This is a genomic window from Ferrovibrio sp. (genome assembly GCF_046297595.1).
Classification (GTDB): domain Bacteria; phylum Pseudomonadota; class Alphaproteobacteria; order Ferrovibrionales; family Ferrovibrionaceae; genus Ferrovibrio.
Map to the genome: position 1 here is coordinate 147,093 of NZ_JBKBHT010000003.1, position 13,396 is coordinate 160,488.

Annotated in this window: 16 protein-coding genes; 1 reads left to right on the forward strand and 15 read right to left on the reverse strand. The window is 65.7% G+C overall.

What is annotated here, in order from left to right; all coding sequences use genetic code 11:
• Positions 1 to 23 precede the first annotated feature (23 nt).
• The 4 genes from atpA to ACK4FJ_RS09630 form a co-directional block, all read right to left on the reverse strand.
• Entirely contained in the window at positions 24 to 1,553 is a 1,530-nt protein-coding gene (atpA, locus tag ACK4FJ_RS09615) for a F0F1 ATP synthase subunit alpha (RefSeq protein WP_409765801.1), read from the reverse strand.
• Entirely contained in the window at positions 1,553 to 2,113 is a 561-nt protein-coding gene (locus ACK4FJ_RS09620) for a F0F1 ATP synthase subunit delta (RefSeq protein ID WP_409765803.1), read from the reverse strand. Before ACK4FJ_RS09620 ends, atpA begins: the two co-directional genes overlap by 1 nt.
• 375 nt (positions 2,114 to 2,488) lie before the next feature.
• The gene (locus ACK4FJ_RS09625) at positions 2,489 to 3,088 is read right to left on the reverse strand and encodes a hypothetical protein (RefSeq protein ID WP_409765805.1); all 600 of its coding nucleotides are present in this window, start codon (positions 3,086 to 3,088) and stop codon (positions 2,489 to 2,491) included.
• Positions 3,089 to 3,215: 127 nt separating this feature from the next.
• Complete coding sequence (locus ACK4FJ_RS09630; protein ID WP_409765807.1) at positions 3,216 to 3,965, reverse strand: hypothetical protein; 750 nt, start codon at positions 3,963 to 3,965, stop codon at positions 3,216 to 3,218.
• A gap of 251 nt (positions 3,966 to 4,216) precedes the next feature.
• Here ACK4FJ_RS09630 and ACK4FJ_RS09635 point away from each other — a divergent pair, with 251 nt between their 5' ends.
• Positions 4,217 to 5,257, forward strand: a complete 1,041-nt coding sequence (locus ACK4FJ_RS09635; RefSeq protein ID WP_409765809.1) for a helix-turn-helix domain-containing protein — start codon at positions 4,217 to 4,219, stop codon at positions 5,255 to 5,257.
• A gap of 4 nt (positions 5,258 to 5,261) precedes the next feature.
• Here the strand turns inward: ACK4FJ_RS09635 and glpK are convergent, their stop codons facing one another.
• The 11 genes from glpK to urtE all read right to left on the reverse strand — a co-directional run bounded on the left by glpK (position 5,262) and on the right by urtE (position 13,394).
• Entirely contained in the window at positions 5,262 to 6,755 is a 1,494-nt protein-coding gene (gene glpK / locus ACK4FJ_RS09640; RefSeq protein WP_409765811.1) for a glycerol kinase GlpK, read from the reverse strand.
• A gap of 17 nt (positions 6,756 to 6,772) precedes the next feature.
• Positions 6,773 to 7,018: a DUF1272 domain-containing protein gene (locus ACK4FJ_RS09645; RefSeq protein WP_409765813.1), complete on the reverse strand. Its 246-nt coding sequence runs from the start codon at positions 7,016 to 7,018 to the stop codon at positions 6,773 to 6,775.
• A gap of 14 nt (positions 7,019 to 7,032) precedes the next feature.
• On the reverse strand, positions 7,033 to 7,701 hold the full coding sequence (gene eda / locus ACK4FJ_RS09650) for a bifunctional 4-hydroxy-2-oxoglutarate aldolase/2-dehydro-3-deoxy-phosphogluconate aldolase (RefSeq protein WP_409765815.1): 669 nt from the start codon (positions 7,699 to 7,701) through the stop codon (positions 7,033 to 7,035).
• Between the two features lie 146 nt (positions 7,702 to 7,847).
• Positions 7,848 to 8,228, reverse strand: a complete 381-nt coding sequence (locus tag ACK4FJ_RS09655) for a DUF805 domain-containing protein (RefSeq protein WP_409766724.1) — start codon at positions 8,226 to 8,228, stop codon at positions 7,848 to 7,850.
• A 6-nt stretch (positions 8,229 to 8,234) separates the two neighbouring features.
• Positions 8,235 to 8,861: an urease accessory protein UreG gene (gene ureG / locus ACK4FJ_RS09660; protein ID WP_409765817.1), complete on the reverse strand. Its 627-nt coding sequence runs from the start codon at positions 8,859 to 8,861 to the stop codon at positions 8,235 to 8,237.
• Positions 8,858 to 9,562 (reverse strand): urease accessory protein UreF, encoded by a 705-nt coding sequence (locus tag ACK4FJ_RS09665; protein WP_409765819.1) that lies wholly within the window; start codon positions 9,560 to 9,562, stop codon positions 8,858 to 8,860. Before ACK4FJ_RS09665 ends, ureG begins: the two co-directional genes overlap by 4 nt.
• Positions 9,546 to 10,145, reverse strand: coding sequence for an urease accessory protein UreE (locus ACK4FJ_RS09670; RefSeq protein ID WP_409765821.1), 600 nt, complete (start codon positions 10,143 to 10,145; stop codon positions 9,546 to 9,548). Before ACK4FJ_RS09670 ends, ACK4FJ_RS09665 begins: the two co-directional genes overlap by 17 nt.
• A 114-nt stretch (positions 10,146 to 10,259) precedes the next feature.
• Positions 10,260 to 12,032: an urease subunit alpha gene (gene ureC / locus ACK4FJ_RS09675; RefSeq protein WP_409765823.1), complete on the reverse strand. Its 1,773-nt coding sequence runs from the start codon at positions 12,030 to 12,032 to the stop codon at positions 10,260 to 10,262.
• Between the two features lie 12 nt (positions 12,033 to 12,044).
• The gene (locus tag ACK4FJ_RS09680; protein ID WP_409765825.1) at positions 12,045 to 12,353 is read right to left on the reverse strand and encodes an urease subunit beta; all 309 of its coding nucleotides are present in this window, start codon (positions 12,351 to 12,353) and stop codon (positions 12,045 to 12,047) included.
• Positions 12,354 to 12,366: 13 nt separating this feature from the next.
• A complete protein-coding gene (locus ACK4FJ_RS09685; protein ID WP_409765827.1) occupies positions 12,367 to 12,669 on the reverse strand; it encodes an urease subunit gamma in 303 nt (100 codons plus the stop codon).
• Between the two features lie 29 nt (positions 12,670 to 12,698).
• Positions 12,699 to 13,394: an urea ABC transporter ATP-binding subunit UrtE gene (gene urtE / locus ACK4FJ_RS09690; protein WP_409765829.1), complete on the reverse strand. Its 696-nt coding sequence runs from the start codon at positions 13,392 to 13,394 to the stop codon at positions 12,699 to 12,701.
• Positions 13,395 to 13,396 lie beyond the last annotated feature (2 nt).

The following is a 13,396-nucleotide window of genomic DNA, read 5'->3' on the forward strand; positions in this document are numbered from 1 at the left end:
GCGCTACCCTTCGTTCAGCCGGCTCAGGCGAAGGTCTTGGCGAGCTCGTCGAGCACACCCTTGAGCTTGGCTTCGAGATCCGGGGTCAGGGCCTGCTGCTCGCGGATGCCCTTGAGCAGGTCGGCATGCTTGGTGCGGACCGTGTTCAGCAGGGTCTGCTCGTAGCGGGTGACGGCGCTGACCGGCAGCTTGTCGAGATAGCCCTTCACGCCCGAATAGATCGAGACGACCTGCTCTTCGACCGGCAGCGGCTGGTACTGCGCCTGCTTGAGCAGCTCGGTCAGGCGGGCGCCACGGTTCAACAGGCGCTGGGTCGCCGGATCGAGGTCGGAACCGAACTGGGCGAAGGCGGCCATTTCGCGGTACTGCGCGAGCTCGAGCTTGATCGAGCCGGCAACCTGCTTCATCGCCTTGATCTGCGCGGCAGAACCGACGCGGCTGACCGACAGGCCGACGTTGATGGCCGGGCGGATGCCCTTATAGAACAGCTCGGTCTCGAGGAAGATCTGGCCGTCGGTGATCGAGATGACGTTGGTCGGGATGTAGGCCGACACGTCGCCAGCCTGGGTCTCGATGACCGGCAGGGCGGTGAGCGAACCGGCGCCGTTCTTGTCCGACATCTTCGCGGCGCGCTCCAGCAGGCGCGAGTGGATGTAGAACACGTCGCCCGGATAGGCTTCGCGGCCCGGCGGACGGCGCAGCAGCAGCGACATCTGGCGGTAGGCGACGGCCTGCTTGGACAGATCGTCATAGATGATCACGGCATGCATGCCGTTGTCGCGGAAGAACTCGCCCATGGCGCAGCCGGTATAGGGCGCCAGGAACTGCAGCGGGGCCGGCTCCGACGCGGTGGCGGCGACGACGATGGAGTATTCCATCGCACCCGACTCTTCCAGCGTCTTCACCACCTGGGCGACGGTCGAGCGCTTCTGGCCCACCGCGACGTAGATGCAGAACAGCTTCTTCTTCTCGTCGGCGCCCGCATTGGTCGCCTTCTGGTTCAGGATCGCGTCGATCGCCACGGCGGTCTTGCCGGTCTGGCGGTCGCCGATGATCAGCTCGCGCTGGCCGCGGCCGACGGGCACCAGGGCATCGAGCGCCTTCAGGCCGGTCTGCATCGGCTCGTGCACCGACTTGCGCGGGATGATGCCCGGCGCCTTCACTTCCACGCGGGCGCGCTTGACGTCGGTCAGCGGGCCCTTGCCGTCGATCGGGTTGCCCAGCGCGTCTACGACGCGGCCCAGCAGGCCCTTGCCGACCGGCACGTCCACGATGGCGCCGGTGCGCTTGACGGTGTCGCCTTCCTTGATGCCGCGGTCGTCGCCGAAGATCACGACGCCGACATTGTCGGTCTCAAGGTTCAGGGCCATGCCCTTCACGCCGCCGGGGAACTCGACCATCTCGCCGGCCTGGACCTTGTCGAGGCCATGAACGCGCGCGATGCCGTCGCCGATGCTCAGCACCTGGCCGACTTCAGAAACCTCGGCCTCGGTGCCGAAATTCTTGATCTGCGTCTTCAGGATTTCGGAAATCTCTGCGGCGCGGATGTCCATCACGCAACCCCTTTCATGGCGGTCTTCAGATTATTGAGTTTGGTACGGATCGACGCATCGATCATGCGCGAGCCGAATTTGACGACCAGGCCGCCGATCAGGTCGGCATCGACCTTGGCGTCGATCACCACGTTGCCGGCGGCATCCGACGACAACGAAGACTTGATCTGCTGCAGCTGGGCATCCGAGAGCGGGACGGCCGAGGTGACCTCGGCAATGGTCTCGCCGCGATGGTTGCTGAGCAGGCGCTTGAAGCCGGCGATCACGTCGGCCAGCACGAACAGGCGGCGATTGGTGGCCAGCACGCCGAGGAAGCGGCGCACCAGGTCGGCGAAGCCGGCCTTCTCGGCCACGGCGGCGATGGCGCGGGCCTGTTCCTCGCGGCTGAAGACCGGCGAACGGACCAGGCGGACCAGGTCGGCCGACTGGCCCAGCATGGCCGACAATGCATCGAGATCCCTGGCGACGGCGTCGAGCTGGCCGGCGTCGCGCGCCAGATCAAACAGCGCAGTCGCGTAGCGGCCGGCGATGCCGGAGACGAGCGTAGATTCCTGAGCCACGAACGACCCTTCTTCTCTAGGACGCGGAACCGCCGGTCGGGACTCGGGCCTCCCGGCCCTGGCCACCCTCCCGACGCTCCGCATAAGACCTTGAACAGTCTAAGGAATTCACGGGGCGACCACTGCCTTCACAAAGCCCCCCGGCGCGAAAGCCGCGCTTAACTAGCATACGGGTTTCGGCGGCGCAACAGCGAGGCCGGCACGCTGCGATGCGCCATTCGCCGCACTTATCCGGCAGGTCATAAAAGCGCCAGCCACGGCCGCAAAGAGCGGCCGAAACCGGCCAGACCTGGCCAGTAATTGCCAATTATCGACAATTATCGACAATTCTGGCCAATCATCGCCAATTCCGCCGGCCCTGAAGCTGGCCCGGTCTCAGCCCCGCTTCACCTCGTCGTCCCACCGGGACTGCCAGTTGGCGCGCGCGGCGGCCGCCTGCCGCTCCTGCTCGGCCGCCTCTTCGGCGTCCAGCTGCGCGACCATTTCCCGGTATTTTTCGATGGTCAGCACCTCGATCACCTCAGGCTGCATGGTCCGCAGCGCATCCGGCGGGAGATCCTGCGCGGCGGGCGGGGCAAGGCCCAGCGCGACCCGCAGCCGCTCGGCGACATGGCCGGTGAGCATCCGGTCACCCCGCTCCAGGCCAAGCTGCGCACCCAGCCATTGCAGCGTGCGAGCATCCAGCTTCTCGGCCTGCTGCAGATACTGCACGGTGCGCTCGGCCAGGCTGGCGAAGCGCAGCTGGCCGCGCAGATGCTGCTGCTTGAAGGCCTGGTCGATCAGGCGCTGGAACCGCGGGCTGCGTTTGAGGTTGCGGCGGATTTCATGGGGCCGGCAGCCGAGTTGCGCGGCGACCTCGTTAAGACTGCCGCCGCCGGCGATCAGGGCAGCGGCACTCTCCCAGTCGATCCGGCGGCGCCGGGCGGACGACGGTGAATTCCTAGAAATCAAAGATGGATCAATAACTTCAGACATATGATTGCTCCTAATATCCGATGCAGGCGTAATTCCCCATTCTCGGATATGGGAACATAATAAGAACATTCAAGCGCCTGACGCGCCACGGATACAGCGTCAGAACAGGTGGGTCAGAACAGGCGGGTCAGGACAGGCAGGCGGCGGCGCGGGTGACGGACGGACCGGCGATAACCAACCCGGGGGCCAGGCCGGGAGATGGCGTTTCCCCCGCGGCCCGCAGCGTTGCCGTGACAAAGGCGTGGCGGTCCTCCAGGGCCTGCTTCTGCACTGCCAGCGCGACCAGGCGCGTTTCGACCCGATGCGCGAAGCCGTCGAGCAGATACCCGGCGACAAAGGTGTTGGGCGGCGACATCGACAGCCAGTTCACCATACCGCCCTGTTCGGCCAGCAGGCCCTGCGCGGCATCGGCCAGGCTGCGCGATGCAGGCGGGCCTTTTTCTACCGCGGCGCCCTCCTCGGCGAGGGATGTTCCGGCAATGCCCAGCGCGGGATCGAATCCGTCGTCGCGCAGAAGATTGCGGCCATCGCTGTTGGCGCGCGCGATGCTGGCTTCGATCCGGCCCACCAGCAGGCCGATATTGTTGCGCAGGATATCCTGTTCCGGCGCGGCCAGGCCGCGCTCGCCGAGCACGGCGATCTGGCCGCGGATCTTGGCGATCAGCCGCGTGATATCGTCGAGCGATCCCAGCGCCGCCTCGCATTGCGCGATCGCCGCCGCGAGCCCGGCCTGCATCGCCTGGCCAGCATCGGCATCCTGCAGGGGCAATGCCGGCGGCGTAGCCTCTCCATCCGCCTGCCGCCACGGCAATACCCCCGGCTCCGGCAGCACCGGCGACATCATCGTCTCAGTATCCAGAATATCCTGCCGGTCCATGATCCTGTTCCCCTTCTGTGGTTAACCATCCCGTTCTGGGATGGTAAAAAACTACCAGAAGGCGCACGGGCGCGATTGTCTCCGAATCTCGGAAATCTGTCGTTTGCGTCTCAGATTGCCGGCGTGTCGCACAAAATTCACTCCCCGCTCGCCCAACCTGCCGTTGCCCCGGGTCACGAGGCGTGGCCTAATGCCATGCATACAATCCATGACCGAGGCGCTGGCCGCCCAAGAAATGGGGGATTTTGCGTATGACCGGTCCGATCCCGAGCGCGGCCCTGCTGCCCGGCATGGTGCCCGACGAAATGCTGCCCGAGCTGTGGCGGCAAAGCCTCGCGGTCTATTACGACACCCGGCCGCTGGCCTACGCGGCGCCGGCCCGGCCGCCGGCCATCCGGCAATACCATCTGGGACAGGCGCTGTTCATCGACACCCAATTCGGCGCCCAGCATTTCCGCCGCGATGCCGCCTGGCTGGCCCGCAACAGCGATACCGACCACGTCACGGTCCAGCTCTTCGTCTCCGGCCGCAACAGGGTGGTCAACAACGGCCACAGTTTTGTGCAGGCGCCGGGCAACATCACCATGGTCAATCTCGGCCGCGAGGTGATGGCGGAATCGACCGACGCCGATACGCTGACCCTGATCCTGCCGCGCGAATTGCTGCAGAACGACCTGCCGCAACTGCTCGACCGCTCAGGCGCGCTGTTCGAGGACAATTCGGCCTCGGCGCAGGTCTTCGCCAATCACATGCTGTCGCTGCGCCAGACGCTGGGCCGCGCCGCGGCGGCCGAGGCGGATTCGATCGCCCAGGGTACGCTTTCCCTGCTCGATGCCCTGACCCGCCATCGCGATATCGGCGCTGCCGCCACGCAGAGCGCGACGCTGGCCACGATCTGCCGCCATATCGACCGCAACCTGAAGGACCCGGCGCTGGATGCCGAAAGCCTGTGCGGGGAATTCCGCTGCTCGCGCGCCACGCTTTATCGCCTGTTCCAGCCGCTGGGCGGCGTGCGCGAGCATATCCAGCGGCGCCGCCTGATGGCCTGCTTCCGCGCCATCACCGCCCCGGCCCAGGCGCATCGCCGCATCTTCGACATCGCGCTGGATTATGGCTTCAGCTCACCGAGCCATTTCAGCAGCCTGTTCCGCGCCCATTTCGGCATGACGCCGCGCGAGGCGCGCGAGCGCGGCGGCAACCGCCCGGCCCTGCCCGCGCCGACAGAAGGCGGCACGGCAGACGCCGCCGTGCAGGCAATGTGGCGCTGGGCGCGCGACCTCGCCGGCGCCTGACGGATCAGCCAGAGCGTTTGCTCAGCACGCGGCTGACGGCATCCTGCCAGCCGGCATAAAGCCGCTGGCGCGTGGCGGCATTCATGCGCGGCTCGAAGCGGCGTTCGCAATGCCAGCCATAGGCCACGGCATCCAGACCCGAATAGACGCCGACCGCCAGACCGGCCAGATAGGCCGCGCCGAGCGCCGTGGTCTCGATCACGCGCGGCCGTTCCACCGCCACGTCCAGCATGTCGGCCAGGAACTGGCAGAGCCAGTCATTGGCCACCATGCCGCCATCGACGCGGAGCGCCGTGGGCGAGGAGGCGCCGTCGGATTTCATCGCCGCGGTGAGGTCGCGCGTCTGGTAGGCCACCGATTCCAGCGTGGCGCGCGCGATATGCGCCGCACCGGCATCCAGCGTCAGGCCGAGCAGCGCGCCGCGCGCATCGGGATCCCAGTAAGGCGCGCCGAGGCCGACGAAGGCCGGCACCAGGTAGACGCCGTGGGTCTCGGGCACGGCGGCGGCCAGCGTGGCGGTCTCGGCTGCATCCTTCACCAGATGCAGGCCGTCGCGCAGCCATTTCACGGCCGCGCCCGCCACGAAGATCGAGCCTTCCAGCGCATAGGTGGTCTGGCCGTTCAGGCGATAGGCCACCGTGGTGAGCAGGCGGTTTTCCGAACGCACCGGCTTGTCGCCGATATTGACCAGCGCGAAGCAGCCGGTGCCATAGGTGGACTTCACCATGCCGGGCTGGAAACAGGCCTGGCCGAACAGCGCGGCCTGCTGGTCGCCGGCGATGCCGGCCACCGGAACGGCATGGCCGAGGATGTCGGCCGTGGCGGCGCCGAACATGCCGCTGCAATCCTTCACCTCGGGCAGCATGGCGCGCGGCACGTCGAAGATTTTCAGCAGCGTGTCGTCCCAGTCCTGCATATGGATGTCGAACAGCATGCTGCGCGAGGCATTGGTAGCATCTGTCCCATGCACGGCACCGCCACTGAGGCGGAACAGAAGGAATGAATCGATGGTGCCGAAGCACAACTCGCCCTTCTCCGCCCGCGCCCGCGCGCCGGGCACATGGTCGAGCAGCCAGGCGATCTTGGTGGCGGAGAAGTAGCTGTCGATCAGCAGGCCGGTTTTCTGCTGCACATGATTCCCTAAGCCATCGGCCAGCTTGCGGCGGCAGGTTTCGGCGGTGCGGCGGTCCTGCCAGACGATGGCGCGGTGGATCGGCCGGCCGGTGGCGCGTTCCCACACCACGGTGGTCTCGCGCTGGTTGGTGATGCCGATGGCGGCGATATCGCCGCCGCGCAGGCCGGCCTTGGCAACCGCCTCGCGCATCACACTCTGCACGTCGCGCCAGATGTCCTCGGCATCATGTTCGACCCAGCCATCGGCCGGGTAATGCTGGGTCAGCTCTTTCTGGGCCACGGCCATGGGCAGGCCGTGGCCGTCGAAGACGATGGCGCGCGACGAGGTGGTGCCCTGGTCGATGGCGAGGACAAATTTGCTCATGCCTTACTCTGCTGTAGCTATTCGGCTGCCGCGCAGCCCTCGGCCTTGAACACACGTTTTGTGCTGGCGGGATATTTGCCCAGTTTGGATGCCGGGCGGATCGGCCGCGTCACCAGCCCGCCGCCGCAATTGGGGCAGATGCCTTTCAGCGTGGCTTCGGCGCAATCGCGGCAGAAGGTGCATTCGAAACTGCAGATCATCGCATCTGCGTCAGGCGGCAGGTCGGTGTTGCAGCATTCGCAGTTCGGGCGCAGGTCAAGCATGGTGCGATTCCTCCCTATTGGCCTTTGGCGATCTGCACGGCTTTTTTGGCCAAGGCAGTAATGCCGGCCCAGTCGCTTTTCTGCAGCATCTCCTTCGGCGCCAGCCAGGAGCCCCCGACGCTGGCCACGTTCGGCAGGGCGGCATAAGCGGCGAGATTGCCTTCCGTGATGCCGCCGGTGGGGCAGAAGCGCATCTGCGGGAACGGCCCGGCCAGGCTCTGCAGGGCTTTGATGCCGCCCATCGCCTCGGCGGGAAAGAATTTGGCGCGGGTGAAACCCTGCTCCAGCGCGCGCATGATCTCGCTAGCCGTGGCCACCGCCGGCAGGAAAGGCAGGCCGGTATCCTTCGCCGTGTAATACAGCGCCTCGGTGGCGCCGGGCGAGATGACGAATTTGGCGCCGGCCAGCTGAGCAGCGGCAAACTGCGCGGCATTCAGCACCGTGCCGGCACCGACGACGGCTTCCGGCACGTCCGCCGCGATGCGTTTGATTGCCTCAAGCGCGGCTGCCGAGCGCAGGGTGATTTCCAGCACGGACAATCCGCCCGCCGCCAGGGCTTTCGCCAGCGGTACGGCCTGGGCGGCATCTTCCACCACCAGAACCGGGATCACCGGCGCACGGCTGAGGATCGCATCGATGGCGGCGGTACGCTCCATGGTCTTCTCGCTGGCCTTGTCCGGCATGATTCCTCCCTGTGTTTGTTTTGCACAGGATAGCCCAAATTTTTGCCGTCATGCCACGCTTTAGGCGTGGCATCCACGAGTTTAAAATGGAAAACGTGGATGCTCGGGCCCAGGAATGTTCATTGGCCGAGCATGACGATCTTATTTTATGAAGCAGACCCGCCGGCCTCGGCCAAGGGATCGGGGCCGTAGCGATTCGGGCCGCGCGTGCCGGGGTAAAAGATCAGCACCAGCCAAACGGCAAGACCGATCACTGGGATATAGGTCAGCAGCACGATCCAGCCGCTCCAGTCGATATCGCGGCAGCGTTGCGCACCGGCGATATTCATGGCTATGGCCGCGGGTATGGCATAAAGCCAGATCAGCATGTCCACCAGCCGGTCATGCTGGATCGTGTTCAGCGCAAAGGCGATAAAGGTAAATGGCAGCGACAGGAACAACGCCACCAAGACCAGGTTGAAATAGGACCCACGCCGGCGCCGACCGGAAAAGCGGAAGAGATCGCGGTAGAACGGCTCTCCCACCACCAAGCCCTATTCCTTCAGGCCGCCGCTTTTCAGGATGAAGTCGGCGATTTCGGCCACGCCTTTTTCCGCCTTCAGGTTGGCGAAGATGAAGGGGCGCTGGCCGCGCATTTTCTTTGCGTCGCGGTCCATCACCTCCAGCGAGGCACCGACCAGCGGTGCGAGGTCGATCTTGTTGATCACCAGCAGGTCGGAGCGCGTGATGCCCGGGCCGCCCTTGCGCGGAATCTTGTCGCCGGCCGAGACGTCGATCACGTAGATGGTGATGTCGGCCAGTTCGGGCGAAAAGGTGGCGGCGAGATTGTCGCCGCCGGATTCGACGAAGATCACGTCGAGGCCGGGGAATTTCTTCTGCATCTCGGCCACGGCGGCGAGATTGATCGAGGCATCCTCGCGGATCGCGGTATGCGGGCAGCCGCCGGTCTCGACGCCGGCGATGCGCTCCGGCGCCAGCGCGTTGGCCCGCGTCAGGAATTCGGCGTCTTCCTTGGTGTAGATGTCGTTGGTGACGACGGCGATGTTCCAGTCGTCGCGCAGGTGCCGGCAGAGCCGTTCGACCAAAGCGGTTTTGCCCGAGCCGACCGGGCCGCCGATGCCGACACGCAGAGGATTGCTGCTTGGGGGATTCGAACTCATGAGCGGAACAGCCTCGTATACTGGGTTTCGTGCAACATCGACATCAGATCGACCATCGGCGCCGCCGTGCCGCATTCGTCCAGCGGGCAGGCCAGCGCGCAGTCTGCCACGCTTTCCGTCACCGGCAACAGGGCAGACAGCGCCCGCTGGCCATCGGTCTGGCCCAGCGGAATCAGACGCACGGCGGCCGAAACCAGGTTAGCGGCGAAGGCATGCAGATAGGCGGCCAGCACCGGGCGCAGCGGGAGCTTATGCGCAGCGGCCGCCACGCCGATGGCGATGCTCAAGGCCACCGGCCGCTCGCCGCGCGCGGCGGCAAAGGCATCGATGGCGGGATGCCCCCAGGCGGCGCGCGTGACCATCACGAAGGACCCGCCCTGCTGCGCACTTTCCAGCGCGGTTTCCGCCGTGCCGCGCCAGGCGGCGGCGAGATCGGCCAGTTCCTGCAGCCGCGCGGTATCGTCGACGGAGATATAAGTCTCTTTCAGCAGCACGGCATCGACCCAGGCAGCGCCATGGCGCAGGATATGGCCGATCCAGCCGCTGAGATCGGCGGCGGTTTTCACCCGGCCGGTTTCGACGGCGTATTCGATGCCGTGACTGTAGGAAAAGGCACCGATCGGATAGCTGGGCGAGAACCAGGCCAGCAGGCGATAGAGATCGCCCGGCGCGATACCACCCGCTTCAGTGCTTGTGGTCATGGTCGTGGGTGTGGTCGTGCTCATGCCCCGGATCGTCGGCATGGGGATGCACGTGAGTATGGCCGCCATGGCTGTGGGCGTGGCCCTGTTCCGGTTTGCCGTAGCGCGAGCCGAGGCCATAGGGATGCGCCGGATCGTGGTTATGCTGGCCATAGGCGCCGCCCTCGGGATCGAAGGGCGCCTCCACGGCCTGCACCTGCGCGCCGAGGCCTTTGAGCATGTCGACGATCACATGGTCGTCGCGGATCAGGATGCGGTCGGCATGGATGGCGGCCGGCAGGTGGCGGTTGCCCAGATGCCAGGCCAGCCGCGCCAGCAGTTGCGGCGAAGCGGCACGCACCTCCACCAGCAGCTCGATGGCAGCCTTCACTTCGATATAACCGCCCTGCTCCAGCTTCAGCCCGTCGCCATCGCGCAGCAGCGTTGCCTCGGGCAGGTCGAGCAGGAAGGCCGTGCCATCGTCGGCACTGAGCCGGATGCGGCGGCGATGGCGATCATGATGCGCCAGCGTGACCGTGGCGCGGTGCTCAGGCGCGGGCCAGTGGCCGGATGCTATAACTGCAGTTGCACGAAGCACTGCCATTCTCCCTAATCGTCATGCCCGGACTTGTTCCGGGCATCCACGTCTTTCCGTATCGCAGAGCATCATCTCGTGGATGGCCGGGTCAAGCCCGGCCATGATACGTTTGTTTTTTGGCTAGAACAGGAAATACCGCTGCGCCATGGCGAGCACTGAAGCCGGTTCGCAGGTCAGCAGCTGGCCGTCGGCGCGCACGACATAGGTTTCCGGGTCGACCTCGATCTTCGGCATGTAGGCGTTATGCACCATGTCGGCCTTGGTCACCTTGCGACAGCCCTTCACCGCCACCAGCGGGCGCTGCAGCCCGAATTTGGCCGCGATGCCATTGTCGATGCCGGCCTGGCTGACGAAGGTGAGGCTGGATTGCACCCTATTGCGGCCGAAACTGGCGAACATCGGGCGGTAATGCACCGGCTGCGGCGTGGGGATCGAGGCATTGGGATCGCCCATCGGCGCAGCCGCAATCGAGCCGCCCTTCAGCACCATGTCGGGCTTCACGCCGAAGAAGGCCGGCGACCAGATCACCAGGTCGGCGAACTTGCCGATCTTGACCGAGCCAATCTCGTGCGCCACGCCGTGGCTGAGCGCCGGGTTGATGGTGTATTTGGCGATGTAGCGCTTGGCGCGCAGATTGTCGTTGTCGCCCTTTTCCTCGGGCAGCCGGCCGCGCTGTTTCTTCATCTTGTCGGCGGTCTGCCAAGTGCGGATGATCACCTCGCCCACCCGGCCCATGGCCTGGCTGTCGGACGACATCATCGAGAAGGCGCCGAGATCATGCAGGATGTCTTCGGCGGCGATCGTCTCGCGCCGGATGCGGCTGTCGGCGAAAGCGACGTCTTCCGGAATCTTCTGATCCAGGTGGTGGCAGACCATCAGCATGTCGAGATGCTCGTCCACGGTGTTGACCGTGTAGGGCATGGTGGGATTGGTGGATGAGGGCAGCACATTGGCCAGGCCGGCGACGCGGATGATATCGGGTGCATGGCCGCCGCCGGCGCCTTCGGTATGGAAGGCGTGGATGGTGCGGTGTTTGAACGCCGCGATGGTGTCTTCCACGAAGCCGCTTTCGTTCAGCGTATCGGTGTGGATCGCCACCTGGATGTCATGCTGCTCGGCCACGTTCAGGCAGTTGTCGATGGCGGCCGGCGTGGTGCCCCAGTCCTCGTGCAGTTTCAGGCCGCAGACGCCGGCGGCGACCTGCTCGATAAGCGCATCCGGCAGGGCGGCGTTGCCCTTGCCCAGCAGGCCGATATTCATCGGAAATGCCTCGGCCGCCTGCAGCATGCGCATGATATGGAACGGGCCGGGCGTGCAGGTGGTGGCCGAGGTGCCGGCCGCCGGGCCGGTGCCGCCGCCCATCATGGTGGTGACGCCGGAATAGAGCGCTTCTTCGATTTGCTGCGGGCAGATGAAATGGATATGGGCGTCGAAGCCGCCGGCGGTGACGATCTTGCCCTCGCCCGCGATGGCCTCGGTGCCGGGACCGATGACGATGTCGACGCCGGGCTGGATATCGGGGTTGCCGGCCTTGCCGATGCCGACGATACGGCCGTTTTTCAGCCCGATATCGGCCTTCACGATACCCCAGTGATCCAGGATCAGCGCGTTGGTGATCACGGTATCGACTGCGCCGGCGGCATTGGTGACCTGGCTCTGGCCCATGCCATCGCGGATCACCTTGCCGCCGCCGAACTTCACTTCCTCGCCGTAGAGCGGCGTGTTGGCGGCATAACCGTCCGGATGGCCTTTGCTGGGCGCGTGGACCGGAGGCTGGGCGGTGAAATCCTTTTCCACCTCGATGATGATGTCGGTATCGGCCAGGCGGACCTTGTCGCCCAATGTGGGGCCATACATGCCGGCATAGGCGGAACGGGGAATACGGATCGCCATGGCTGTTGCCCCTTACCTGACCGTGCCCATGATCGCGGCGCGGAAGCCGTAGACATTACGCTTGCCGGCATAGGCCACCAGCGACACGGTCCTCGTCTGCCCCGGCTCGAAGCGCACCGCCGTGCCGGCCGGGATATCCAGCCGCATGCCACGGGCTTTATCTCTGTCGAATTGCAGCGCCGGGTTGGTTTCGAAGAAATGGTAATGGCTGCCGACCTGGATCGGGCGGTCGCCGGTATTGGCGACGTCGATGCTGACCGTCGGGCGGCCGGCATTCAGTTCAATCTCGCCGGGGGCCGTGATGATTTCGCCTGGGATCATGCTGCGGCCTCCGTCAGCGGATCGGATTATGCACGGTCACCAGCTTGGTGCCGTCCGGGAAGGTGGCCTCCACCTGGATCTCGTGGATCATTTCGGCGATGCCGGGCATCACCTGGTCGCGGGTGATCACGCCGGCGCCGTCGCGCATCAGCTCGGCCACGGAGCGGCCGTCGCGCGCACCCTCCACCACATAATCGGTGATCAGCGCCACGGCCTCGGGGTGGTTCAGCTTCACCCCGCGCTCCAGCCGGCGGCGGGCGACCATGGCCGCCATGGCGACCAGCAATTTATCCTTCTCGCGGGGCGTGAGATTCATGCCGCGTCGCTCCCCCAGGCAGACTGAATTCAGACGGTAAGATAGCGGCGGACGTCGTCGCCTTCCAGCCGGGAAGCGTCGCCTTCGACCACGACTTCGCCGCGCTGGAGCAGGATGAAGCGGTCGGCCAGGGCCTTGGCGAAGTCGAAATACTGCTCGACCAGCACGATGGCCATGGTGCCGCGGTCGGCCAGGCTGCGGATCACCCTGCCGATATCCTTGATGATCGAGGGCTGGATGCCCTCGGTCGGTTCGTCCAACAGCAGCAGCCGGGGACGCGTGACCAGGGCCCGCGCGATCGCCAGCTGCTGCTGCTGTCCCCCCGAAAGATCGCCGCCGCGGCGGTTGCGCATCTCGTGCAGCACCGGGAACAGGGCAAAAATCTCGTCGTCGATGCTGCGTTCGCCCCGGGGCAAGGGTGCCAGCCCGGTCTCCAAGTTTTCGTAGACCGTGAGGCGCGGGAAGATTTCGCGGCCCTGCGGCACCATGGCGATGCCGCGCCGGGCCCGTTCATGGGGTTTCAGCCCGACGATGTCCTCGCCTTCCCACAGGATGGCGCCGCTGCGCACGCCCTGCAGGCCGACCAGGGCGCGCATCAGCGAGGTCTTGCCCACGCCGTTGCGGCCCAGCACGCAGGTGATCTTGCCCGCTTCGGCCGTCAGTGCCACATCGCGCAGGGCATGGCTGGCGCCGTAATAGAGATTCAGTCCTTCGGCTTTCAGCATGA

Excerpts from the sequence above, each read along its gene's own strand:
- ACK4FJ_RS09630 (WP_409765807.1), bottom strand. The coding sequence starts at position 3,965 with ATGGACCGGCAGGATATTCTGGATACTGAGACGATGATGTCGCCGGTG.
- ACK4FJ_RS09645 (WP_409765813.1), bottom strand. The coding sequence starts at position 7,018 with ATGCTTGACCTGCGCCCGAACTGCGAATGCTGCAACACCGACCTGCCG.
- ureG (WP_409765817.1), bottom strand. The coding sequence starts at position 8,861 with ATGAGTTCGAATCCCCCAAGCAGCAATCCTCTGCGTGTCGGCATCGGC.
- atpA (WP_409765801.1), bottom strand. The coding sequence starts at position 1,553 with ATGGACATCCGCGCCGCAGAGATTTCCGAAATCCTGAAGACGCAGATC.
- ACK4FJ_RS09670 (WP_409765821.1), bottom strand. The coding sequence starts at position 10,145 with ATGGCAGTGCTTCGTGCAACTGCAGTTATAGCATCCGGCCACTGGCCC.
- ACK4FJ_RS09680 (WP_409765825.1), bottom strand. The coding sequence starts at position 12,353 with ATGATCCCAGGCGAAATCATCACGGCCCCCGGCGAGATTGAACTGAAT.
- ACK4FJ_RS09665 (WP_409765819.1), bottom strand. The coding sequence starts at position 9,562 with ATGACCACAAGCACTGAAGCGGGTGGTATCGCGCCGGGCGATCTCTAT.
- urtE (WP_409765829.1), bottom strand. The coding sequence starts at position 13,394 with ATGCTGAAAGCCGAAGGACTGAATCTCTATTACGGCGCCAGCCATGCC.
- glpK (WP_409765811.1), bottom strand. The coding sequence starts at position 6,755 with ATGAGCAAATTTGTCCTCGCCATCGACCAGGGCACCACCTCGTCGCGC.
- eda (WP_409765815.1), bottom strand. The coding sequence starts at position 7,701 with ATGCCGGACAAGGCCAGCGAGAAGACCATGGAGCGTACCGCCGCCATC.
- ACK4FJ_RS09625 (WP_409765805.1), bottom strand. The coding sequence starts at position 3,088 with ATGTCTGAAGTTATTGATCCATCTTTGATTTCTAGGAATTCACCGTCG.
- ureC (WP_409765823.1), bottom strand. The coding sequence starts at position 12,032 with ATGGCGATCCGTATTCCCCGTTCCGCCTATGCCGGCATGTATGGCCCC.
- ACK4FJ_RS09635 (WP_409765809.1), top strand. The coding sequence starts at position 4,217 with ATGACCGGTCCGATCCCGAGCGCGGCCCTGCTGCCCGGCATGGTGCCC.
- ACK4FJ_RS09685 (WP_409765827.1), bottom strand. The coding sequence starts at position 12,669 with ATGAATCTCACGCCCCGCGAGAAGGATAAATTGCTGGTCGCCATGGCG.